Source organism: ANME-2 cluster archaeon, assembly GCA_019429385.1.
In the GTDB taxonomy this organism is placed as follows: domain Archaea; phylum Halobacteriota; class Methanosarcinia; order Methanosarcinales; family Methanocomedenaceae; genus Methanocomedens_B.
In genome coordinates this window covers 1-21,461 of sequence record JAHYIS010000040.1, presented here as the reverse complement: position 1 = coordinate 21,461, position 21,461 = coordinate 1, and the positions used below count along the sequence as shown (strand labels likewise).

Genomic DNA, 21,461 nt, shown 5'->3' with positions numbered 1-21,461 from the left:
CAAGTATCACACCAATTTTCAGGTTCAATGGTTCAACAACAATTATTGCATTGTCTGAATCAATTACATTTCCATTCGGTTTTGTCAATTCCACTTTTATTTTATCTCCTACTTTACCGGGGATTGACCTTTTACTTTCATCTCCCGTTAATATTAAATCATATTTCAAGGTCACATCATTATACCATTTGACATTATATGGGAGGTCTGGATGGATATTCAAAGCACGAGCTAGAGCTACTTTACTACATTTTGTATCATGATTGTAATAATATTCATCTTTATCAAGATTAATACTTTCAGTGCCTGAATATACATAGACATAAGCTGTTTTTACACTACTTCTTGAGCCTGCACCATTGCTCAATACAACTTCGGCTTTATATTCATATTTTTCCGGAGATGACTGAGACCGTGTGAAAGTTCTACTTATTTGACTTCCTTTTGGAACACTGATATCTTGAACCTGTAAAAGTACATTGTTTTCATATAAGTACAATTTTCCACTGGCACTACCACCGCTGTTTTCAATCATTACTTTAACCTTATAACTTTCATCCTTATCTGGATATTCTTTGCTCGAAGAAATATTCACTGAAGGACTTGGTGTTATTTCATTCACAGTTATTGATCTTGAAACTACATCAGACCATGCATTTGTATTATCCTTAACTTTAAAGAATATCGTATGACTTCCGGGAGACAGGGAAGTTGTACTGAATGTATTTGAATAGCTGAGTACTTCGTCTTTATCTGACCACCATTTATAAGATTCTATAGTACCGTCCGGGTCATTGCCCGTTCCTTTAAATGAAACCTTATTTCCTTCATAAGAATTTGAAGGAGTGATATAATCAATAGCTGCAATCGGGAGGATATTTTCAGTTGACATTGTTACATAATCGGTCCAGTCACCAACATTTCCAGAAATATCGACTGGTCGTACCCGAATATCATATAAAGTACCAGATTTGAGATTATTTATTGTTGCTTTCTGGTAATCGTTTATCGCATATTGTGTACCGGTATTCTGACCAGACTGTTTGACCTCAACGTCATATTTATCAACTCCAGGGTCTGTGGGATAAGACCAGGATAAACTAATTGAATTTAATGTTGAACCTGTTTGTTGCAAATCAGTTGTAAGGGCAGGTCTCACGTATGTATATGAATCAAATATGGGAACCCAGTTTTCTTCCCATGGCAAATAATTAGTATCAACCACGAATTGTGCATGCCAGTTTCCAGATGATTGGGGTGTATAATATACTACTTCATTCCCAAAATATAAATTCCCATCAGGATCAAAAATTTTTACTTTGTAACCAGTTGGATTATAAAACAGCCATATTTCATCATTAGAATCTAATATACCTTGGAAGATAATTTTCATTGTTTCTCCAAATGCATATTCAATAGCTCCAAATAATACTTGGCCTGGTAGAGGGTCAGGATCCTCAGCTGCTACTACTATTGTTGAATGAAAAACTATACAAAACAAAATTATCAATGAAATTATATTCCGATTTAAGTTTATACCGTCCATAGTTACCACTCGCAATCATGCTCATTATACTCACCATCCCTTATACATTACAAAATGGTTAATAGTAGATATATCTTTTTAAAAAAATAAAAAAATAATGGATTAAATATATATAATACAATATTAAATTGATTTAATTAGTAAAGTTTTTACCAGATATCCACAGGAAAATTAGCATTATCATGGCTCTGCTATATCATATATTTTTATAACCGACCACATAACGAATAGTAATTTCAACATTTTAAAAGCTGAACTCTGGTAATAGTTTTTATATTATTGTTATTGTCAGTTCCTATATTTCCCACATTCCCAACCCTCCACCGCCTAAAATCACATACCTTAAATACCAAACAATTTCTACAGCACCCCACATGTCTGAATACCACATCCGTATCCAGGACCTTCAACCCCAGGACCGCCCCCGCGAGCGCCTCCTGAAGAATGGCCCCGCCGCGCTCTCGGACTCAGAACTGCTGGCCATCGTCATGCGTACCGGGACCAGGGGCGAGATTCCTCTTAGCACTCCTTTCACCCGGCAGCGTCCCATTTAACCCCCCCATCTGGTCAGAATTAGACTTTGTGACCTCTCCACATTTTCCTGAAACCTTAACATCCCAGTGTTACCGCTTGTGCATTCCGCAGTAGTATTACTCCGGATAGGAAGAGTGGCAGTCAGGCAATTTGTGTTGTAACTTCTTGTTGCACTTTGCTCTTTGTGGTTTATCACCCGCTCAGCAGGAATACAGCAACCAGGATGACCATACCTGAAAAAATCACCAGCCTCTGGACCTCTTTCAGGTCATACCCCACTACTGAGCGTAACATCCGGTCATCCCCTGCCAGTCTATTGTCCTGGATGAACCTGAGCATCACCGTAATTCCAATGAAATTCGAGAACACACCTGCCAGGATGAAAAAAGTCTGGTATTTTACCAGGAACAGGGCCGCAGCCGACAACCCCAGCAGCGGCAGCACGTCGGTCAGGTGGTGAGCGCAGCATGCCGCCATGGAAACAGTGGACATGCCGCCCGAAGCTGCTACTGACGAGGCACCGACCCGCTTATGCACGATCCTGATATGGGTATAGAGTCCGGTCTGTACCCCGAAACCCGCTGCCAGCAGCAGTATCCAGTACCACATTTCCCGGAACTGCTCCAGAGCATGAGCAGGAGAGTTTGCAATGGCCAGGATGGCGAAATAAACGAACAGGAGGGCCAGACAGCCGATGATTCCAAAGAACACTGGTTTTTTCATACTAAATTCTATGATGCTTTATATTATTCTTTTTGGAGCTCATCGATTCTCTTATTCATGGTATTCATGAGTGTTTTCCTGTTCTTACCATTTATTTCCTGTTCAATGGTCTTCTCCAACAGGGCAACATCATCGATATCCTGGATGCGGGATTGGATCTCCTTTACCGTATGCGATAGATCTATTCCTGGCGTCCTTTCGACAGATAGAGATTCTTCCTCTTCCGTTCCCATTTCCTTTAAAAAATTGATAATCTCGAGGGCGGCGGATTTATACTCTGATCTGTATTCATCATATTCGTCTTCTAATATCTCACCCTTCTCCAGTTTGTTGTCCAGGATGCGCAGCTTCTCGAATATCCTGAGCTTTTCATCCTCCAGTTCCTTCCTGGACATATGCGAAACATCAGATTCACAGGGTTCAAGTACCCGGTCCATATTCCCTGATCTGCGAACCGGTCTGCCTGTTTTGTCCCTCCCCCGTTTGGATATCACCGGATAGGCCAACATGGTAATGATGAAAAACCCAAGTCCCAGATAAACGATCCAATCAGTGGTATCAGGACTGTTCCTGCCCGGTAGCGTATAACCACGAACGGTAAAGACTATCGTATCACCTGGACCCGGATGGGCGAATCTCAGCACATCGTAGTTCCTGCCGTCCATATTCTCAGTATCGGTAGCCGTGGCCTGGCTCGTAAGGTCAATTCCGGAATCAGAGTCCCCGAACACCATGAGATACGAGGAAGGGTACAGAATATCCTTTTCAAAGACAAATTCCTTTTCATCCGTATCAAGGTAATAAGAAATGGTAGCCTCTGTGGTGCCACCCGGCAGCAGGGGTTCCATGGGGTCTACCCATAACCGTTTATCTTCACGCACCAGGCAACAATCCATGATATCGGTCTGCAGGTCCTTTATCATAAGCGGGATTCCAATCCCTACATCAACACCATCAGGTCCGTAATAGGAAGTGTTCCCCATATTCACGAACTGTATGTATTCCTGCACCCAGGGTCCGTTCATATCCTGCCCGATGACAATATGGTCTGCCACTGTCCTGATGTTGGTATCCAGGATCGTGGAATCGTAAATGGTGATATTTGCGATGGTGGAAATCCTGTTTACCGTGACATTTTCACTGCTATAGCCAACATACATATACTCTGCCTGGACCCGGTGTACGGACAGGTCAACGTTGGCAAATGTGTAATGTCCTGATCCATCGGTCGTTGTGCTGGCGCAGACGGTATTGGAACTGCTCCTCAAATTCACGGGAATGCCTGACACATCCTTACCTCCGGCATGGATTACCCAGCCCTCGATATTACCAGAAAAGTCAAAATCTGCAACAGGGTTCTGGGGGGATACCATGCTGTGATGGGTACTGTCTTTAAACGAGACATTTACCAGGTAATCGCCGGGTACGGTCTCGAAACGATAGGTTCCTGATGAGTCGGTAACGGTAGAAGTAATTCTTGTGACCTGCTCGTCCGCAACCCTGTTCAGTGTCACATCAAGACCAGAACCGATACCTCCATTCAAGGAGACATGCCCGCTTATGGTCATACTGTCCTGTGCCTGTACCTGGCCAACGAAACTCACTATTACCGTGATCAAAAGTATGGCCCTTATGAAAACATTATTCATTTTCTTGCCCCCACAAACTGCTTTCATCCATATATTCCTGGTATTCCATCTCAAAGATCTCCTCTTCAGACATTTTATTCCTGCTCAATACAAAATAGATCAATAACCCGCCTGTCATCACGCCAACACCAGGCAATATCCAGAGTGACAGGTCAAAACCCGTCTTCTCGGGTGTGGCCAGTATCTCATTACCGTACAGGAATTTCAGCTCCCTGATGATCTGCTTGCTGCTCATACCTTGTTGCACCATTGAACTGACTTCATTGCGAATATCAGCAGCTTCCTGGCAGTTGCAGTCCGTAACTATCATGGTACATCCGCACTGGCATTTCAGGTTTGAAGTGATCTCAACCACCTGTGGTGAATCAGCAGCCGCAGCTGGCATGGCCAGCATCATCAGAACCGGTATCATGAGTAATACCACGTGTATTGTTGCTAGTATTTTCTTCATTATGCACCCCTCCGCCGCCTGACCTTTACGTTCGCAGTAATGGCTATCATGGTACCCAGTGTGACAACATATGCCCCATACCACAGCACATTCATCAGGGGCAGGATCTTGACCTTCAATGTGGCACTGCCGCTGCTTATCGACTGTACCGTAAAATGAACGTCACTCAGGGGCCGTTTCCAGACCCATGGCTTGACCACATCCTGGTCCTGTTTTGGATAATGAAACTGGGACGGAGTGATTGTTTCAAGGTACTTCCCGTTCTTATACGCATCAAGCAGGACAATATTCTCAACTTTGTTTTCCCGTTGCTCCTGATCGAATCCTTTCATCACAAAGGTGTAATCACCAACAGAATATGAACCTCCCGAGTGCACCGTTATGCTCTCGGTCTGTGAATAGACTGACGAAGCACCTATCCCAATGACCAGCAGGACCATTCCGATATGGGCCACATATCCCCCATAGGTGCGCCTGTTGTTCCAGAAGGTATGCCAGGCACTGTACAGTATCCCTTCTTCATGCATTTTATGTTGGTGTTTGACGTTACGTGCTGAGTCGAGTATGTGGGTGGCTGTGGCAAAAACGCATCCAAATACCAGTATCAATATATAGATATTGTCAACACCCAATAGCAATGCAACCACGGTAAGCGCAACGGAAAGAGCAGCAGGGTAGGTATAACTGCGTTTCAGGTTCAATATCGAAGCCTTTCGCCACCCTATCAGGGGACATATCCCCATCAGGATGATCAATGCCAGACCAAAGGGTACATTTACCTGGTTAAAGAACTGGGGCCCCACCATTACTTTGTAACCCCTGAAGGCTTCAGATACAATAGGGTACAGGGTACCCCATATCACGGCAAAGGTAGCCCCGATGAATATCCAGTTATTGGCGATAAAACTGACCTCCCTGGACACAACGGATTCGTAGATCTTCCTGTTATCCAGGGATTCGTATTTCCAGATGAGCAGTCCGATAGACCCCACGAGTACCACAGCCATCATACCGATAAAATAAGGACCGACCTCAGATTGCCCGAAACTGTGTACTGATGCTATGATGCCGCTTCTGGTCAGGAGTGTACCCAGGAGTACCAGTTCAAAGGTGAGCATGATCAATATGATGTTCCAGACCTTCATACCGTCCTTGCGCTCCTGTATCATGAAACTGTGGAAGAAGGCGGTGGCAGTGAGCCATGGCATGAACGAGGCATTCTCAACAGGGTCCCATGCCCAGTACCCGCCCCAGTTCAGCATTGTGTAAGCCCAGTAACTGCCCAGTATATTGCCCAGACTCAGGAACAGCCAGGAGAACAGCGTCCAGCGACGTATCCTGTATACCCAGTCACTATTACCCAGGTACAGGCCTGCCATGGCAAAGGCGTAGGGTATAACGAAACCGGCATAACCTATGAACAGAGTAGGTGGATGGAATACCATGCCCGGGTCCTGTAGCAAAGGGTTCAGTCCCTGGCCGTCAGGCGGCAGAAAGTCCAGCCTGTTGAAAGGATTTGAAAGGAAGACCAGCATGTAGAGGAAGAATGACTGGATAGCCATGAGCACCACTACACTATATTTCAACAGGTCGTCCCTTGGCTCCCGGTAGACCAGGAAGGCTATGAATAGCGATATCAACCATATCCACAGCAGTAATGAACCATTGCCTCCGGCCCAGAAGGCCGATATTGTATAGAACAGGGGGAGGTCCCGGCTTGAATACATAGCCACGTACAGATTCTGGAAATCACGGTTGATAAAGGTCATGAGCAGGGCGAATGAAGCAACTGTGGTAAAAGCAGCTATCAGGTAGACGGCGATAGTACCGCTTTTGATATATTGTTCTTTTTTCGTGATAATTCCTGCTGCGTATGCTACAGCCGTGAATAGTGTGAGCATCAATGCAATGGTTATAGAGAATTGTCCTGAGTCCATGGTTCGATTCCTCGTATCCAGAATTAATTTCCCTTTGTTTCGTTGGTGATCTCTGCTTCATATTTTGAAGGACATTTTGTCAAGATAGCATGGGCCACCAGAGTATTGTTCTCATAAAAAATTCCCGTGACCGTCACCTGTGTATTATCAGCCAGGTTGTTTGGTATGGCATCGTTGTAAACCACATCGATAGTGCTGGCATTGTCTGTCAGTTTAAATGTGAGACGGACATTTTCAGGTTCCCATTGAATACTTCCGGGAACCACAGTGCCGTTTACGTTCACTTTAGTCCCGTATATTGATTCGGCATGTGCTTTGACTTCACTCACTTCATAATAAAAAGAGATGGAACTCGCAAAACTTGTGTACGCAAGATAGAGCACAAGAAATAGTATGATGGTAAAGCCAGCTATGCGTTTCATTTTTGCATTCATAACTCTCAGAACAATAAGAATGGAGTTTGTTAATGCCCATTATGGTTTACAAAATGAAATAAAATCACCACTAAATTTCTCGTTCAGAAAAAAGAATTGGCAAATCTTGAATTATCTTGCCACTATCATTCCTTTCAATGTCCCGGTATCGTACATCTCAGCGTTCAATATCACACGCTCGAGACCGGCAGTGTCCATGCAATCACTTTTAAAATAAACTGTATTCCCCAGCAAATACAATACGGGATATACCTCAAGCATTTCCGGGCTGGGCTGCGCGAATCCCGGAGGTTTGCCTGAGAGGTCGAACATATCCACCAGTTCAAGTTCCATGGGACTGTTGCACCGCCGGATGCAACCGGGTGGCTGTTCACCAAAGAACCGGGCAGTATGACAGGAACGTGTATATGACACGGCAATAAATTCTGCATGTCCGGCCACGGGCAGTCCGGTCTTAAGTGCCGCCCTGACGGTCCTGGATTCCAGGTCGGTCTCCATGGCCGATATGCCCATTTCCTTCATGAAATGAAGTGTCCTGCTATAATTAAGATTCGTCTGTAAGAACGCCGCCTTTACTTCTTCGGACTCATCCCGTACCAGATGGTCAACCCAGGGGCATGCTTCGGATGTATGCACAATACCCCGACCGGCTGCGACCGTTTCAAAACCGTCAAGCCTGCCATCCCTGTGCAGGGCATACAGCACACCCACGTCATTGACCACAAGCCTGACGCCACAAGGCAGACCCCTGATATATTCCAGTATACGGTCATAGTGTTTTTGCGGTGTTATAGGTGTTACCACGGTCAGTCCTTCAATCTGCCTGGCGATAGCCTCCACCTGTTCAACGGACGGTAACCTGTGCACGCACGACTCGCTGCCAATGCCCAGGCTGGCCCCATGTTCCTTACACAGGCCCAACAGCCGGTCGAACTTTGTACTATCACTGGACCGTATCTCGATCACGGATCAAACCTCGTATTATAGTTCGTATCATTCGTCTACACATATGAATCATTGATCGGAGTTTTCAGGTACTTGCACCTGTCCTGGTCGCACATCATCATCCAGAAGGGTATCTCTTCCAGCACCCAGTCCTTGACCCTGGACGGCGTGGCACCGTCCCTGACCATATCAATACCGCTGCGATAGGTCTTGATGATGGTCCGTATCATTTCGGGATTCATGCACCTGCCAACCACTTTCAGTGCAGATACCCCTGCATCCATCAACGGTCCCAGGCTGCATAGCGAACAATCGGTGCCCGCATCCAGTATGGCATGCAACCTTCCGTCTTCTGACACCCGGTAATTCGCCCTGCAGGGCAATCCCAGGCTGATAGCCTCGTCTGCATTGTGTATCAGATGGCAGGTACCATTGATATTGGAGCACCCGAACTGCCCGAACACTTCGAGTTCCACGCCAAGGCCCGATAACTGCCTTATCTCGTCCATGGTAATCTTAAAAGGCAGCACCACCTTGGCCACGCCCATGCCGGCCAGCATCTCTATCTGGCCCCGGTTAAAATTATTCAGCAGCACACTTGCATGTATGGGCAACCCGATATCCATTTCATGCAATAATGCCAGGGCACCGAACTCGCCCACAATAAGGGCATCCACCCCTGCCTCCACACCACGCATCACGTGGTCGATATACATCTTTTCCATGGAATCTGCCATGAACGGTGCATTGACCGTATAATCGACAAGCACACCCCTGTCATGGGCAAAATTCACAATATCAGCCAGCTCGGTCTGGTCTTTAACATTGCAGCTTCGGCCCCTGCCAGAGAGGTTCAGGTTCACCAGTCCCGGCGTTTCCAGGCCAAGATATATCTCATCGGCACCGGCCTCAATAACATTAACAGCAGTGGCCATGGACTCTGCCGGGGCCATGAGGTTCATCGTTGTTCGAGATTTCATGGATTATAATTCGTTGATAGTTTTTGCAATGAGCTGCGCCACACTTACCCTGCTGACAGCTTTTTCAATAGTATCGGTGGAGATCACATCTACAACACCTGAACGATACAACTTAAGAATTGCACTGCCTGCCAGTACCGGGTGGATGCAGGCAACATAGACATCGGCTGCACCCTGTTGCCTGAGCATGCGAACAGCCTCTGCCATAGTCCCGCCAGTGGATACAATATCATCCAGGATCACCACGTCCCGGTCCTTGACATCAAGGTTCTTGGGAGCGACCCTGACCGTATCCCCGCTGAGCCGTTTCTTTTCAAGATGATCGTAATCGATTCCCAGTTCCTCTGCCGCTGATGCTGCCAGTCCCTTTGCTCCTGCATCAGGCGCCAGTACCACTGGATCACGGAAGTGGTCCATGTCGCGTATATACTGCCCCATCAGAGGTGCTGCATCGATGTTCATCGTAGTACACCTGAAATGCTCAAGCACCGAAGTCTCGTGTATATTCACGGTTATTACATTCTCTGCTTCAATGGTCCGGGCCATTGCCCTCGCACTGAGCGCCTCGCCCCTGTTGAAGACTTTATCCTGCCTGGCATAGCCCATATAAGGAATGACCACCTGGACGCGCTCGGCAGTGCTGCACGCATCAATAAGTTGCAGCAATGCAACATAATCGGAATCGGTGGCCGTGCTCTGTATGATTACGGCTTCAGGGCCGATGTCATCCATGATACGAATATACATTTCTTGATCAGGGAACCGTTTGAACTCGCATACTGCAAGTTCACATCCCAGGGCAGACGCTACCCTGCTGGCTAATAGTTGCGATGATGGCCCGCCAATTATTTTCAAAATCAAATCCCTCAAATCTTCATTTTGAACTGGTAGTATACATTAATAGAACATAAATCATGGTGTTCTTCGCCACGTGTTCCTCATCTTCAGGACAAGATCAAACGGCTATTGAGTTTGGGTTTAAGGGTATTGAAAATTGTTTCTCCACTTCAGCCCGGTATAATGAATTATACGTGCAAAAGGGTATCACTCTGCCGTCTGGCAGAGCATAGTGGATACCGCAACGCTGTATTCTCTCAATGTCAATATTATAGAGGTCCTGGAAATGCATTATGCCAATGAGCATCATTCTTTTATGGAATACTTTGGTTGAATTACCGGACCTGTCTAAGAGCAGATTCAGGAACAACCTGGCAAAATCAATCCCATCGGGCACTTTTGAATTGTCCACATGCTGCTTTATGCCCCGGGAAAGTTTCTTTATTCCCTTCCACCTGAAATAGGTCTTCAGGTGATGCGCAGCTTTCACCTCAACTGCTAATTCTTCAATGTATCCGAACAACCCTTCCACATCCACGAATCGCGTGACAGGGATCAGGTTTTTACTTTCATCCACATATATATAAGCACCTGAGCCGCAATGAGGATTCACTGAAAATTGCACATTATTGATATCTGACATTGCATCAGCTAAATGGGACAATGGCAGGATGAACGGTACGGGATAGAAATCATCTGTTGTAATCATACCGCCCGTCTGGTCTTCAATGTGTTTCATTACATCAGGTATAGTGATACGCTGCCTATTCCTCTGTGTATCATCTATCCGGCCTGCAAACGAGACCGGCTGGATGTTCAGACCTTTGATTATATCGATATTATCAGCTACAAAACGTATCATATCCCCCAGCTGGTGATCATTTATTCCCCTCACCACGGTAGGTACAAGGTCTATGGGCATCCCGGCTTCCCTGCAGTTCTGTATGGCCTTCAATTTTTCAGGAAGGGCGTTGAAACCCCTTGTTGCTATGTATGGTTCAGGGGTGACCCCATCGAACTGGAGATAAACCGTTTTCAGTCCGGATTCGAAGAGGTTGCGGCAATATTCCACACTCCCCGCCAGTTTCTTTCCGTTCGTGGCAAGCTGGATGTGTTTGAATCCCATTTCCTTTGCCATTTTGATAAGCTGGAAAAGGTCCTTGCGCATGGTGGGCTCTCCGCCAGAGAACTGAACAGCATGACATTGAACAGGTTCCTGGTTCTTCAGTCCTTCCATCATTCCTCTTATCTGCTCAATTGTAGGTTCATACAGGTAGCCGCTCACAGCAGCATTTGCAAAACATATCGGACACTGCTGGTTGCATCGATTGGTGATGTCGATGTTAGCTAAAATGGTGGACGTCTTATGTTCTTTGCAGATACCACAATCCTGGGGGCACCTGCCATTGCCTGGAATTGTATTTTCTGCTACACCACATCCATTCTGGAGATATTTATCGAACCTGTGGTATAATGGTGCATCTCCCCAGTAGATGTCCCTGTATGTGCCGTGAACGTGGCACGTCTTTTCTATTAGTATCTTGCCATGCTCTTCAAATATGACTGCGTCAATAGTATCATGGCACTCCGGACAGAGCGATTTGGTAACTTTCATATGCATTGACCCCCAGCAAGAAAGTAAATTGATATTTATACTGTTTAATTCTTGTATACAATTCATGATAAATCTTGTTATGACCGGAATCGGTGTTAATGAGATTAGAATATATTAAATCACAAAATCCAACATGATAAGGAGGAAAACAGATAATAGACAATAAATCCTCTGACCAGGGAAAAGATCGGGACTTCCTGATCCCTGGTATCAAGAAGAATGTGATAGTCCTGGGACTGGTTAGCCTTTTCACTGATATTGCCAGCGAAATGCTCTACCCCATAGTCCCTATTTTCCTCACCGTTGTGCTGGGTGCACCCGTGGCTGTGGTCGGACTTATCGAAGGGATTGCTGAAAGTTCGGCCAATATATTAAAAGTATTATCAGGCTGGTATACTGATAAGACAACAAAACGAAAACCATTCGTGATCGCAGGTTACAGCATATCTGCGATCTCAAAACCTGTCATGGCACTTGCATACGGGTGGCCGCTTGTCCTGGTAGCCAGGCTCATGGACCGTACAGGGAAAGGATTGCGCACTTCAGCCCGTGATGCCTTAATAGCAGATTCTTCTGATGCTGTACACATGGGCCGGTCGTTCGGACTGCACAGGTCAATGGATACCATTGGTGCTGTTGCAGGCCCGCTCATTGCACTCGGGATACTCTACCTTTCAGGTGATAACTACAGGACGGTGTTCCTTGCCGCCTTTATACCCGGACTGTTCAGCATCCTTCTGGTCACTTTTTTTGTAAAAGAGCGCAGGCGTCCGGCAGCCAGGAGAATATCGTTCAAGGTATCCGATTTTGGAAGGGACTATAAAATATTACTTCTGATAACTGGCCTTTTTGCCCTGGGCAACTCAAGCAATGTGTTTCTGATACTCAGGGCAGAAGATCTGGGTTTTTCCCTGCAGATGGTAATATTGAGTTACATACTGTTTAACATCGTATCTTCCCTGGTCTCGTTTCCGCTGGGCACACTTTCAGATACATGGGGGCGGCGAAATATCATGAGTGCTGGATTTGTGGTATTTGGGATCGTGTATTTTGGATTTGCATGGGCACAGTTCAGTTTCTACATCTGGCCTCTTTTCATTCTCTATGGTATCTACGAAGCACTTACAGAAGGGATTGGAAAAGCCTATATTGTGGATATTGTCCCTATGGAAAGCAGAGGGACCGCCCTGGGGATATACCATGCTGCCACAGGGTTCATGATGTTATTTGCCAGTATTATTGCAGGACTTCTTTGGGATATTCTTGGCCCTGCAGCGCCCTTTATCTATGGCGGAGGATTAGCTGTCCTGTCTTCAATTTCACTTTTATTGTTTATGCCTTCCCGGTAACAGGGATTTTACAGTTCCTTTTTCATGACCAGGGCATCCTCACCGTCGATATAGTATCCCCGCTCAACCCATGCAGGTACAAAACCTCGCCGCAGGTAAAAATGCTGGGCAGGTATATTGCTCATCCTGACCTCCAGGGTGGCTACACGTGCCCCTTTCTCTTTCAATACGTCACATATCCTGTTAATCAACTGGGTGCCAACACCCCTGCCACGGTACGTTTCTTTGACACCGATGGTAAATATCCTGCTTTTACCGGGAACTGAAATAAAACCTACCGTATATCCTATCACTTCACCGGCATCTACAGCAACAAAAAATCCGCCCGGGACCTTTTCATACATTTCCATGTAAAGATGAGGGTCATGCTCATGGAATATCTGGCTTTCCAGTTTGATTACACTGTTGAAATCTTCTGGTTGGAACAGACGTAATATGAACAAACAGGACACCTGGTACAGAACTATAGGTTCAATAGACCTTTTATTTCCAGACCATCTCCGCCAAGGGCTGAAAGACGATTGGAAATCTCATCCACGCTGATAAAAATTTCGTTTCTGATTCCACCTTGAACGATCTCTTTTATAGCGATCTCTTTTTTCGTGATTCCATGAATAAAAATATCATTGATGATCTCTCCATACTGGGAAGCAATTATCTTGATGCATTCGAATAACTCGTTTTCTTCAATAGCATCTTTGTCATCAAGTTCAACTTTAATAAGGGTCCTGGAAATGATATTAGCCTCATTTCCAACATATTCTTCCACCTTTTGCCTGAGTTCATCAAGTCTGGCAATATCCAACTGTGGTGCCAGTTCTTCACTTTTCGTTATATCGACGGCTTCTTCATCTACATAGATCAGGCTCGTATTTTCAATTTCTCCGGGAATCAGCAGGTTAATCTTTTTAGCACCCTTCTTATTCTCAAGGTCCAACTGGAAATCCTCATCGATATATATTCTTTTTATAAAATAATCAGAAACATCCAGATGTTTTACCCTGTCCTCCTTATAGATCAGGCCTCCTCTTGAAAGGATAGGAATGGATATATCAGTCATGAACTTTTTTACCTGCAGTGGAAAATCAGCAAAGGCAATCTCGTAGGTAAATGAAAGCCCGCTCAGGCTCATTGTGATTTTGCCCGTAATATTTTCTGTAGTGCTGACAATGTGTTTGACTATTTTTATGTTATATACTCCGGACCACAGGAAAGGTTCAAGATAATTTCGCATCCGGCCTGACATCTCCGCCACTTCATCTTTTGAATTTCGTGTCAGGTCATCCAGTGCGATCCTGAACTGTTCTTTTTGTTTTTCCACGCACTCAGTCCCGGATTCCTTTAATTTTTCCCTGCATTTTGCAGTCGGTTCTATAGCATACTTGGTAGTAAGCTGGTCAAGAGAAGTATTCAATCCTGACAAAAAAGAATTGAGCATTCTTATTTCATTATCGAATTTTTTTTCTTCCTCCTGGATCTGGTTTTTTAATTCGATAATTCTATTTTCAATCGGTAATATCTGTTCTAATATCAAGAGAAAATTATGTAGGTCTGCGATGAAATTTTTCTGGTGAGGCATTTCTGTGGAATCTTGAAACACAAATGTCATAGGAACTTCTCCCTTAAATTTAAGTGCATCTAATGGTTTAAAAAAGTACCTTATGCTTAATTATTGTTGTCCCTGCACTTCTGGATATTTATTATAGGTATATATACATTCAGTTTAATTTTAGGTTAAATATTGAATCTATCATTCTTTATTAAAAATAGTACCATGAAAGTAATTATACCCGCTGCCGGCACTGGCACACGATTGTTCCCTCATACTCACACCAAACCAAAATCAATGGTGTATATTGCAGGTAAACCTATTATTGGGCATATCCTTGACAGGATGATAGACCTTGAACCTGAAGAGATTATACTGATAGTTGGATACCGGAAGGAACTGTTGATACCTTATGTGAATGAAAATTACCGTGATGTGTTCAAGATACGATTTATTGACCAGGATGAAAGACTTGGTCTCGGACATTCCATATATCTGGCCAGGGATGCTGTTGGCAATTCTGACATTATGATCGCTCTGGGGGATATGATATTCAAATCCGGCTACCTGGATTTCTACGAACAGCATAAGAATAACGGCCGTTGTTCTGGTTCTATCGGTGTGAGGGAGGTAGATGAGCCACAAAAATACGGGATTGTTGAATTAGAACCGGAATCTTCATGTGTAAAAAAATTGGAGGAAAAACCCGCAAATCCTGCGTCGAAACTGGGGATTGCCGGTGTGTATTTTATCCATGATACTCCATTGTTGTTCAACGTGCTGGACTGGATGCTTGAGAATACTATCAAGACGCGGGGAGAGTACCAGTTGACCGATGCCATGCAGGAGATGATAAAGCGCGGCAGCGGATTTAAGACTTTTACTGTTTCCAGCTGGTACGACTGCGGACATGCCACTTCCCTGCTTGAGACGAATAAAGTACTGCTGGATGAAAAGGAAAATTCGAACGGGAACTATGAGATTGTGGATTCGGTTATTATCCACCCGGTTGCTATAGGGGAAAATGTCAGGGTGGCCAATTCGGTTGTCGGGCCATATGCTTCGATTGCAAGTGGTACTATCATTGAGAATTCAATTATTTCCAATAGTGTGATCGGTGAGCGAACACATATTTCAAAGGCAAATCTGCAGTCATCCATTATTGGTGACGATGCAAATATTGCGGGAAAACACAATTCACTGAATATCGGGGATTCCTCTTCGATCGAGTTTTAGGATATTGATATAATAATATCAATCAAAAGGGGGGCGCAGTAACCCCGGATTCAGTCCGTTCCAGACCTAAATCCTGCTGCCAGCATTATCCCCAACATCCAGCGTATGTCCACCTGCAGGTAGGCAATAATGGAGAAGAGGTGTATGAAAATGTATACCTTATTTTTATGGGTCTATCTTCTAATATTTTTCAAATGGATGATAATCTGGTTCATCCCCACGCGGGTGGGGAACTCTATGCCACCTTTTTGGGTTCATACAGTTATGTCACATTTACTGGAACATAGTTTTATAGGCACTTGCGAAGTAAATATGATTTATATGATGCGGTTTGTACAAGAACTGAATAACTTCTTCCAAACCACAGACAGTGTATACTTTGCCTATCTGTTCGGTTCTGTTATCAGGGGAGATGCAAACGAGTTGAGCGATGTCGATATCGCTGTTATGTTGGATGAAAGCCTTTCTAAAAAAGATATGCTTTATGTGGAACTGAACCTTATTAATGAGTTAACACGTGTGCTCAAGTCGGATAAGATAGATTTGGTCGTGTTAAATGATGCACCACTTCTTCTTAAATATAATATTATTAAGAACGGGCATGTTCTAAAATCTGATGAAACGAAACGCATAGCGTTCGAAACCCGTGTTATGTCCAGATATCTGGATGAACAGTATCACATAAAGCGGCATACTGACGTGATATTACAACGGATTGCCAGGGGCGGCTTTGCATGAATGATGAGATTGCATCCAAACTGGAAATGCTTGAAGAATAAAGAGTAATATTGAGAGGTTATCAGCAGCATGATGTTGGAGACCTTATACGTGACCATACATTGCGGGGGGCAGTGGAACGATATATAGAGGTTGCTCTTGAATGTATGATAGATATTGGTGAGATGATTATTTCTAAAGAGAAACTGAAACGACCTGATACGTACAGGGAGGTTTTCCTGCTCCTTGGTGAATATGGTATCCTGCCAAATAAATTTGCAGAAGATCTGGCGCCTGCAGCAGGGTTTCGGAATATCCTGGTTCACATGTATGCGAAAATTGATGTGGAGAGAGTCTATTATTATCTGGAAAATAATCTAGATGATTTGGAACGGTTTGGTGAGTATATAGCACAGTATCTGATTAGGAACTAATCTTTTGGGGTCAGTTTCAAAACTGAGCGTACGCCCTATCTTGGCTGATTCCAATGAGGGCATTCATCTATTAACAGTGTGTGCAGACCTGATTGTAACATGCAGGGGTGGTAAACCGTCGAGTATGATGTGGGCGGATGTTCATACCTTTCCATACCTGTATCGAACAGCCAGCATTATCACAATCACCGCACCCACCACCCCGAACCCCGGCAAGCCATTCGAACCCTGTGGCTGGTCAGTGGATGAGGGGTCGGTGGCAGTGCGGGTGGGGGCGGGACCGGAGTATTGTTCATCGAGGATGTAGGGGTTGGCTATGGTTAAATCTACCATTCTAACATCATCATGCGCCTGATTAAATTGTACAAATAAATTTATAGGTGCATTTCCATCAGTCCAATCACCATTTGGCTTTATATTCCAAAAATAAGTTGTTTTCCAACCAGATTTGAGATTCATATTATCAATAAATTCATCAATTTCACTTGGCCCTTCAATCACTTCATATGCATTTGTAACTCCAGGCTCATATAATCTAACCGAAATATGTCCATCAATCTTTGATTCAATAGTTGCTTTAACAGTAAATGGTTCATTTATTTTTAAATCCATTCCTTCTACTGTAGCAGGTTCATCATTAGACCACGCATAAACTATGCCAAATTCATTTTCTGCAGCAATACAATTTGATATTAAAAACGAAAAAATACTAACCATTAATATTATTTTAAATGTATTATTATTCATATTTTACCATCCGTCAGATTTTTCAAACATTGGTTCAGGATTTTCTTTGGTCGGCTTATCACCTACTCCGGATAATTTTCCAGGTGGTACCGCAATAAATGTCCCTGTACTAAAATTGAATGAAATTCTTTCATTTGTCCCAATATATGTATTAGTTATAGAGTCTAAAATACGCTCCTGCTTTCTCGTATAAATCTGCGCTTCATGTCCGAAAATAGGATTTGGATGTACTTCATTATCAACATCTATGACCACAAATTCAGGAATTTCACCTTCAACTTCAATGTACCAAACATTCGTTGTACAAATCCACGGATTCATAGACGGCAAAATATACGCACCAGTTGGACCTAACAAATTGTTATTCTTCAATTTTAGCAAATATAATGATTCACCAGAACTGCTCTTATAAATCATATCTTTTTCCAGATAATCCGGCTCCATATCCACCCCCAGCGTCACGTCCTCGTCCCAGTAGGCAATATCATCTACCTCATAATGCGAACCATCCTCCCTTACATGCTCAGCCCTCATAGTCAAACCGATTGGAAAACTCATTGCATCCTTCAGCAACTGGGCCCCTTTATTATTAGCATCCCTCACATCATCAGCAGACTCAGAAAAATTGGCATCTATCTGGTCGTCTATCTTCTCGGCAGCATCCAGATATTGTTTGTTCACCTCGTACAACACCCGGTCCACATACCACTTCCGCACCTGCGCTATCGCCCTGGCACTGACGCTGGAATACTTCCCGTTGCTGCGATACCGGTTTGCATCCTCATATCCATGCCGTTTCGCCTCAATCTGGGAGTAGCTGATGTAACGTTACACTTTTCGACTTAATAATACAAGTGAAATCCCTAACAGCGCACCCACCACCCCGAACCCCGGCAAGCCATTCGAACCCGGCGGCTGGTCAGTGGACGAGGGGTCGGTGGCAGTGCGGGTGGGGGCGGGGCCGGAGTAGTGTTCATCGAGGATGTAGGGGTTGGCTATTGTGAATTGCACTTTTTCATATTCATCATATGCTTCATTGAACTGCACATAAAGATTTATTGGACCATTCCCATTTGTCCATTTGCCAGTTGGCTTTATTGTCCAAATGTATGTTTCATGCCAACCTGATTCAATATTTAAATTGTCAATTCTTTTATCAATTAAACTAGGACCCGAAATTACCTCGTATGATTCTGTCACTAAAGGGTTTATTAATTTGACAATGACGTGCCCATTAATTTTAGATGTAACTTCAACTTTTATTTCTGCAGGTTCTCCAATCTTCAATTGTACATTTTCTACTGTCGCTTCTTGACCATTATACCAAGCATTAACTATACCATAATTATTTTCCACAGATTCTGCTGATACACTTTGGTTTGTAGAAATTACCAATGTTAGTATTAGAATTAATAATAGTGTTCTCAAAATATCACTTCCTTAAAATGTTACCATAATCTGAAGACGTTTCTGAATATCCACCTATTTTATCTCCAATGGGTTTTCCAGAGGGAGGGACTGCAATAAATGTTCCAGTTGAAAACTGAAATTCTATGGGCTTATTTTCACCAACTATCTCAATACCACTAAAATCAAAAATTGTATATTCTTCCCTTTTATACACCTGCGCCTCATGTCCCCACATCGGATTCGGATGCACCTCATTATCAGCATCCACCAGCGTAAACCCATCAATCCGCCCCTCCACATTTATCATCCAGCTATTGAACTGCACCACATAATTCGGCGGAGGCAGCACAGGTATTCCCGTAAGACCAAAGATACACACATTCTGCACACCCAGATTGATCAGCTTCTTGCCACCATCAGAATCCTCGAACAGATAATCAGGCTCCATATCCACCCCCAGCGTCACGTCCTCGTCCCAGTAGGCAATATCATCCACCCCATAATGCGAACCATCCTCCCGTACATGCTCAGCCCTCATAGTCAACCCGATAGGAAAACTCATTGCATCCTTCAGTAGCTGGGCCCCCTTGTTATTAGCATCCCGCACATCATCAGCGGACTCGGAAAAATCAGTATCGATCTGGTCATCGATCTTCTCAGCTGCATCCATATATTTCTCATTCACCTCATACAGCACCCGGTCCACATACCATTTGCGCACCTGTGCTATCGCCTTGGCACTGCAACTGGAATACTTCCCGTTGGTCCGGTACCGCCCCGCATCCTCATAATCATTTCGGTTCGCCTCGATTTGGGAGTAGCTGATGTAAAGTTACACTTTTCGACTTAATAATACAAGTGAAATCCCTAACAGCGCACCCACCACCCCGAACCCCGGCAAGCCATTCGAACCCGGCAGCTGGTCAGTGGATGAGGGGTCGGTGGCAGTGCGGGTGGGGGCGGGGCCGGAGTATTGTTCATCGAGGATGTAGGGGTTGGCGATTGTATACTGGACCCTTAAATTGTCATTAATTTCTTTATTAAATATTACGATAATATTAATTGGAACACTTCCACCAGTCCATTTGCCGTTTGGTACAATTGTCCATGTATAGACTTTTGTCCATCCTGGTTCTAAATCATATTCAGATACCCATTCATCAAAATTACTCGGACCCGAAATTACATCAAATGATTTTGTTTTTCCAGGTTCATATAATTGTATATCGACAAAACCAGCAATTTTTGAAGTAACTTCAACTTCAACTATTATCGGTTCATTTATTTTAATCTCAAAATTATTTACAGTAGCAGGTTCATCATTACACCATGCAATTGCATTACCATAATCATTTTCTGCAGCATTTACGTTTAAAGCTAATGTGCATATTAATGTCAAACAAATCAATAACTTTACAATTTTTCGCATTTTACCATCCTTTTGTTTCTTCAAAAATTGGATTTGGAATATCTAATGTTGGTTTATCTCCTATACCAGTAATTTTTCCAGAGGGGACTGCTAAAAATGTACCTGACATAAAAGAAAAAGTAATTGGGGTATTATCACCTATTAATCTATTAGTTGTAGGATCTCTTGTTGGGGCCCTTCTTCTTGTATATATTTGCGCTTCATGTCCAAAAATAGGGTTCGGATGTATCTCATTGTCAACATCCTGAATTGTAAATTCCACGATCTCACCCTCCACTTCTATCATCCACGAATTCACTGTGCATACCCAAGGACTCATTGATGGAAGCACATATGCCCCAGTTGGTCCCAACAAGTTAATATTTCTCAATTTTAAGGTATAGAATGATTCGCCAGAATATGGTTCCATTGGATTGAGATAATCCGGCTCCATATCCACCCCCAGCGTCACCTCCTCATCCCAATAAGCAATATCATCCACCCCATACCGAGAACCATCCTCCCTTACATGCTCAGCCCTCATAGTCAACCCGATAGGAAAACTCATTGCATCCTTCAGCAACTGGGCCCCTTTATTATTAGCATCCCGCACATCATCAGCGGACTCGGAAAAATCAGTATCGATCTGGTCATCGATCTTCTCAGCAGCATCCATATATTTCTCATTCACCTCATACAGCACCCGGTCCACATACCATTTGCGCACCTGTGCGATAACCTTGGCACTGCAACTGGAATACTTCCCGTTGGTCCGGTACCGCCCCGCATCCTCATAATCATTTCGGTTCGCTTCTATCTTCTCGGTCAGATCCTTCGCCGCCGCCCGCATGGCATCCGCAGGATTGGGATATGTCATATAATTGATATCAGGGTCGAGATGGATATCGTCACGAATCCGCGCCGTTATCTTATCAACCGCCAGCTGTGCCTCCTCCGCAA

At 44.1% G+C, this 21,461-nt stretch carries 23 protein-coding genes; 5 read left to right on the top strand and 18 right to left on the bottom strand.

Annotated features, from left to right (window positions below):
• The coding region (locus tag K0A89_11480; protein ID MBW6519106.1) for a fibronectin type III domain-containing protein at positions 1-1,546 on the bottom strand (1,546 nt) is incomplete at its 3' end.
• Positions 1,547-1,920: 374 nt separating this feature from the next.
• On the opposite strand from K0A89_11480, the gene K0A89_11475 reads away from it, so the two are divergent.
• Positions 1,921-2,100: a hypothetical protein gene (locus tag K0A89_11475; protein ID MBW6519105.1), complete on the top strand. Its 180-nt coding sequence runs from the start codon at positions 1,921-1,923 to the stop codon at positions 2,098-2,100.
• A 172-nt stretch (positions 2,101-2,272) separates the two neighbouring features.
• Here K0A89_11475 and K0A89_11470 read toward each other — a convergent pair whose 3' ends face one another.
• From K0A89_11470 to K0A89_11430, 9 genes are all read right to left on the bottom strand, one after another.
• Positions 2,273-2,803: a hypothetical protein gene (locus K0A89_11470; protein MBW6519104.1), complete on the bottom strand. Its 531-nt coding sequence runs from the start codon at positions 2,801-2,803 to the stop codon at positions 2,273-2,275.
• A gap of 23 nt (positions 2,804-2,826) precedes the next feature.
• The gene (locus tag K0A89_11465; GenBank protein ID MBW6519103.1) at positions 2,827-4,452 is read right to left on the bottom strand and encodes a hypothetical protein; all 1,626 of its coding nucleotides are present in this window, start codon (positions 4,450-4,452) and stop codon (positions 2,827-2,829) included.
• Positions 4,445-4,903 carry a cytochrome c-type biogenesis protein CcmH gene (locus K0A89_11460; GenBank protein ID MBW6519102.1) on the bottom strand — a complete coding sequence of 153 codons (459 nt, stop codon included), beginning with the start codon at positions 4,901-4,903 and terminating at the stop codon, positions 4,445-4,447. Before K0A89_11460 ends, K0A89_11465 begins: the two co-directional genes overlap by 8 nt.
• Positions 4,903-6,840 carry a cytochrome c biogenesis protein CcsA gene (gene ccsA / locus K0A89_11455; GenBank protein MBW6519101.1) on the bottom strand — a complete coding sequence of 646 codons (1,938 nt, stop codon included), beginning with the start codon at positions 6,838-6,840 and terminating at the stop codon, positions 4,903-4,905. The genes K0A89_11460 and ccsA overlap by 1 nt, the downstream gene beginning before the upstream one ends.
• 23 nt (positions 6,841-6,863) lie before the next feature.
• On the bottom strand, positions 6,864-7,262 hold the full coding sequence (locus tag K0A89_11450; protein ID MBW6519100.1) for a cytochrome c maturation protein CcmE: 399 nt from the start codon (positions 7,260-7,262) through the stop codon (positions 6,864-6,866).
• 123 nt (positions 7,263-7,385) lie between these two features.
• Positions 7,386-8,240: a hypothetical protein gene (locus K0A89_11445; protein MBW6519099.1), complete on the bottom strand. Its 855-nt coding sequence runs from the start codon at positions 8,238-8,240 to the stop codon at positions 7,386-7,388.
• 35 nt (positions 8,241-8,275) lie between these two features.
• The gene (locus tag K0A89_11440; protein ID MBW6519098.1) at positions 8,276-9,199 is read right to left on the bottom strand and encodes a U32 family peptidase; all 924 of its coding nucleotides are present in this window, start codon (positions 9,197-9,199) and stop codon (positions 8,276-8,278) included.
• Between the two features lie 3 nt (positions 9,200-9,202).
• Positions 9,203-10,054 carry a ribose-phosphate diphosphokinase gene (locus K0A89_11435; GenBank protein MBW6519097.1) on the bottom strand — a complete coding sequence of 284 codons (852 nt, stop codon included), beginning with the start codon at positions 10,052-10,054 and terminating at the stop codon, positions 9,203-9,205.
• 100 nt (positions 10,055-10,154) lie between these two features.
• Positions 10,155-11,651 (bottom strand): radical SAM protein, encoded by a 1,497-nt coding sequence (locus K0A89_11430; protein ID MBW6519096.1) that lies wholly within the window; start codon positions 11,649-11,651, stop codon positions 10,155-10,157.
• Positions 11,652-11,872: 221 nt separating this feature from the next.
• Here K0A89_11430 and K0A89_11425 point away from each other — a divergent pair, with 221 nt between their 5' ends.
• Positions 11,873-13,000 carry an MFS transporter gene (locus K0A89_11425; protein ID MBW6519095.1) on the top strand — a complete coding sequence of 376 codons (1,128 nt, stop codon included), beginning with the start codon at positions 11,873-11,875 and terminating at the stop codon, positions 12,998-13,000.
• 8 nt (positions 13,001-13,008) lie between these two features.
• On the opposite strand, the gene rimI is transcribed toward K0A89_11425, so the two are convergent.
• Together rimI and K0A89_11415 are read right to left on the bottom strand one after the other, a co-directional pair.
• Positions 13,009-13,443, bottom strand: coding sequence for a ribosomal protein S18-alanine N-acetyltransferase (rimI, locus tag K0A89_11420; GenBank protein ID MBW6519094.1), 435 nt, complete (start codon positions 13,441-13,443; stop codon positions 13,009-13,011).
• 20 nt (positions 13,444-13,463) lie between these two features.
• Positions 13,464-14,609 carry a hypothetical protein gene (locus K0A89_11415; GenBank protein ID MBW6519093.1) on the bottom strand — a complete coding sequence of 382 codons (1,146 nt, stop codon included), beginning with the start codon at positions 14,607-14,609 and terminating at the stop codon, positions 13,464-13,466.
• Between the two features lie 165 nt (positions 14,610-14,774).
• On the opposite strand from K0A89_11415, the gene K0A89_11410 reads away from it, so the two are divergent.
• The 3 genes from K0A89_11410 to K0A89_11400 all read left to right on the top strand — a co-directional run bounded on the left by K0A89_11410 (position 14,775) and on the right by K0A89_11400 (position 16,936).
• Positions 14,775-15,785: an NTP transferase domain-containing protein gene (locus K0A89_11410; protein ID MBW6519092.1), complete on the top strand. Its 1,011-nt coding sequence runs from the start codon at positions 14,775-14,777 to the stop codon at positions 15,783-15,785.
• Between the two features lie 312 nt (positions 15,786-16,097).
• Positions 16,098-16,523 carry a nucleotidyltransferase domain-containing protein gene (locus K0A89_11405; protein MBW6519091.1) on the top strand — a complete coding sequence of 142 codons (426 nt, stop codon included), beginning with the start codon at positions 16,098-16,100 and terminating at the stop codon, positions 16,521-16,523.
• A gap of 47 nt (positions 16,524-16,570) precedes the next feature.
• Complete coding sequence (locus K0A89_11400) at positions 16,571-16,936, top strand: DUF86 domain-containing protein (protein MBW6519090.1); 366 nt, start codon at positions 16,571-16,573, stop codon at positions 16,934-16,936.
• 141 nt (positions 16,937-17,077) lie between these two features.
• Here the strand turns inward: K0A89_11400 and K0A89_11395 are convergent, their stop codons facing one another.
• The 6 genes from K0A89_11395 to K0A89_11370 form a co-directional block, all read right to left on the bottom strand.
• Positions 17,078-17,683, bottom strand: a complete 606-nt coding sequence (locus tag K0A89_11395; GenBank protein ID MBW6519089.1) for a sarcinarray family MAST domain-containing protein — start codon at positions 17,681-17,683, stop codon at positions 17,078-17,080.
• Between the two features lie 3 nt (positions 17,684-17,686).
• Positions 17,687-18,364 carry a hypothetical protein gene (locus K0A89_11390; protein MBW6519088.1) on the bottom strand — a complete coding sequence of 226 codons (678 nt, stop codon included), beginning with the start codon at positions 18,362-18,364 and terminating at the stop codon, positions 17,687-17,689.
• Between the two features lie 147 nt (positions 18,365-18,511).
• On the bottom strand, positions 18,512-19,078 hold the full coding sequence (locus K0A89_11385; GenBank protein MBW6519087.1) for a sarcinarray family MAST domain-containing protein: 567 nt from the start codon (positions 19,076-19,078) through the stop codon (positions 18,512-18,514).
• Positions 19,079-19,115: 37 nt separating this feature from the next.
• Entirely contained in the window at positions 19,116-19,814 is a 699-nt protein-coding gene (locus K0A89_11380) for a hypothetical protein (protein ID MBW6519086.1), read from the bottom strand.
• A gap of 111 nt (positions 19,815-19,925) precedes the next feature.
• Positions 19,926-20,522, bottom strand: a complete 597-nt coding sequence (locus K0A89_11375) for a sarcinarray family MAST domain-containing protein (GenBank protein ID MBW6519085.1) — start codon at positions 20,520-20,522, stop codon at positions 19,926-19,928.
• 1 nt (position 20,523) lies between these two features.
• The coding region (locus K0A89_11370; protein ID MBW6519084.1) for a hypothetical protein at positions 20,524-21,461 on the bottom strand (938 nt) is incomplete at its 5' end.

Excerpts from the sequence above, each read along its gene's own strand:
- K0A89_11475 (MBW6519105.1), top strand. The coding sequence starts at position 1,921 with ATGTCTGAATACCACATCCGTATCCAGGACCTTCAACCCCAGGACCGC.
- K0A89_11470 (MBW6519104.1), bottom strand. The coding sequence starts at position 2,803 with ATGAAAAAACCAGTGTTCTTTGGAATCATCGGCTGTCTGGCCCTCCTG.
- K0A89_11465 (MBW6519103.1), bottom strand. The coding sequence starts at position 4,452 with ATGAATAATGTTTTCATAAGGGCCATACTTTTGATCACGGTAATAGTG.
- K0A89_11460 (MBW6519102.1), bottom strand. The coding sequence starts at position 4,903 with ATGAAGAAAATACTAGCAACAATACACGTGGTATTACTCATGATACCG.
- ccsA (MBW6519101.1), bottom strand. The coding sequence starts at position 6,840 with ATGGACTCAGGACAATTCTCTATAACCATTGCATTGATGCTCACACTA.
- K0A89_11450 (MBW6519100.1), bottom strand. The coding sequence starts at position 7,262 with ATGAAACGCATAGCTGGCTTTACCATCATACTATTTCTTGTGCTCTAT.
- K0A89_11440 (MBW6519098.1), bottom strand. The coding sequence starts at position 9,199 with ATGAAATCTCGAACAACGATGAACCTCATGGCCCCGGCAGAGTCCATG.
- K0A89_11430 (MBW6519096.1), bottom strand. The coding sequence starts at position 11,651 with ATGAAAGTTACCAAATCGCTCTGTCCGGAGTGCCATGATACTATTGAC.
- K0A89_11415 (MBW6519093.1), bottom strand. The coding sequence starts at position 14,609 with ATGACATTTGTGTTTCAAGATTCCACAGAAATGCCTCACCAGAAAAAT.
- K0A89_11410 (MBW6519092.1), top strand. The coding sequence starts at position 14,775 with ATGAAAGTAATTATACCCGCTGCCGGCACTGGCACACGATTGTTCCCT.
- K0A89_11405 (MBW6519091.1), top strand. The coding sequence starts at position 16,098 with ATGATTTATATGATGCGGTTTGTACAAGAACTGAATAACTTCTTCCAA.
- K0A89_11395 (MBW6519089.1), bottom strand. The coding sequence starts at position 17,683 with ATGAATAATAATACATTTAAAATAATATTAATGGTTAGTATTTTTTCG.
- K0A89_11375 (MBW6519085.1), bottom strand. The coding sequence starts at position 20,522 with ATGCGAAAAATTGTAAAGTTATTGATTTGTTTGACATTAATATGCACA.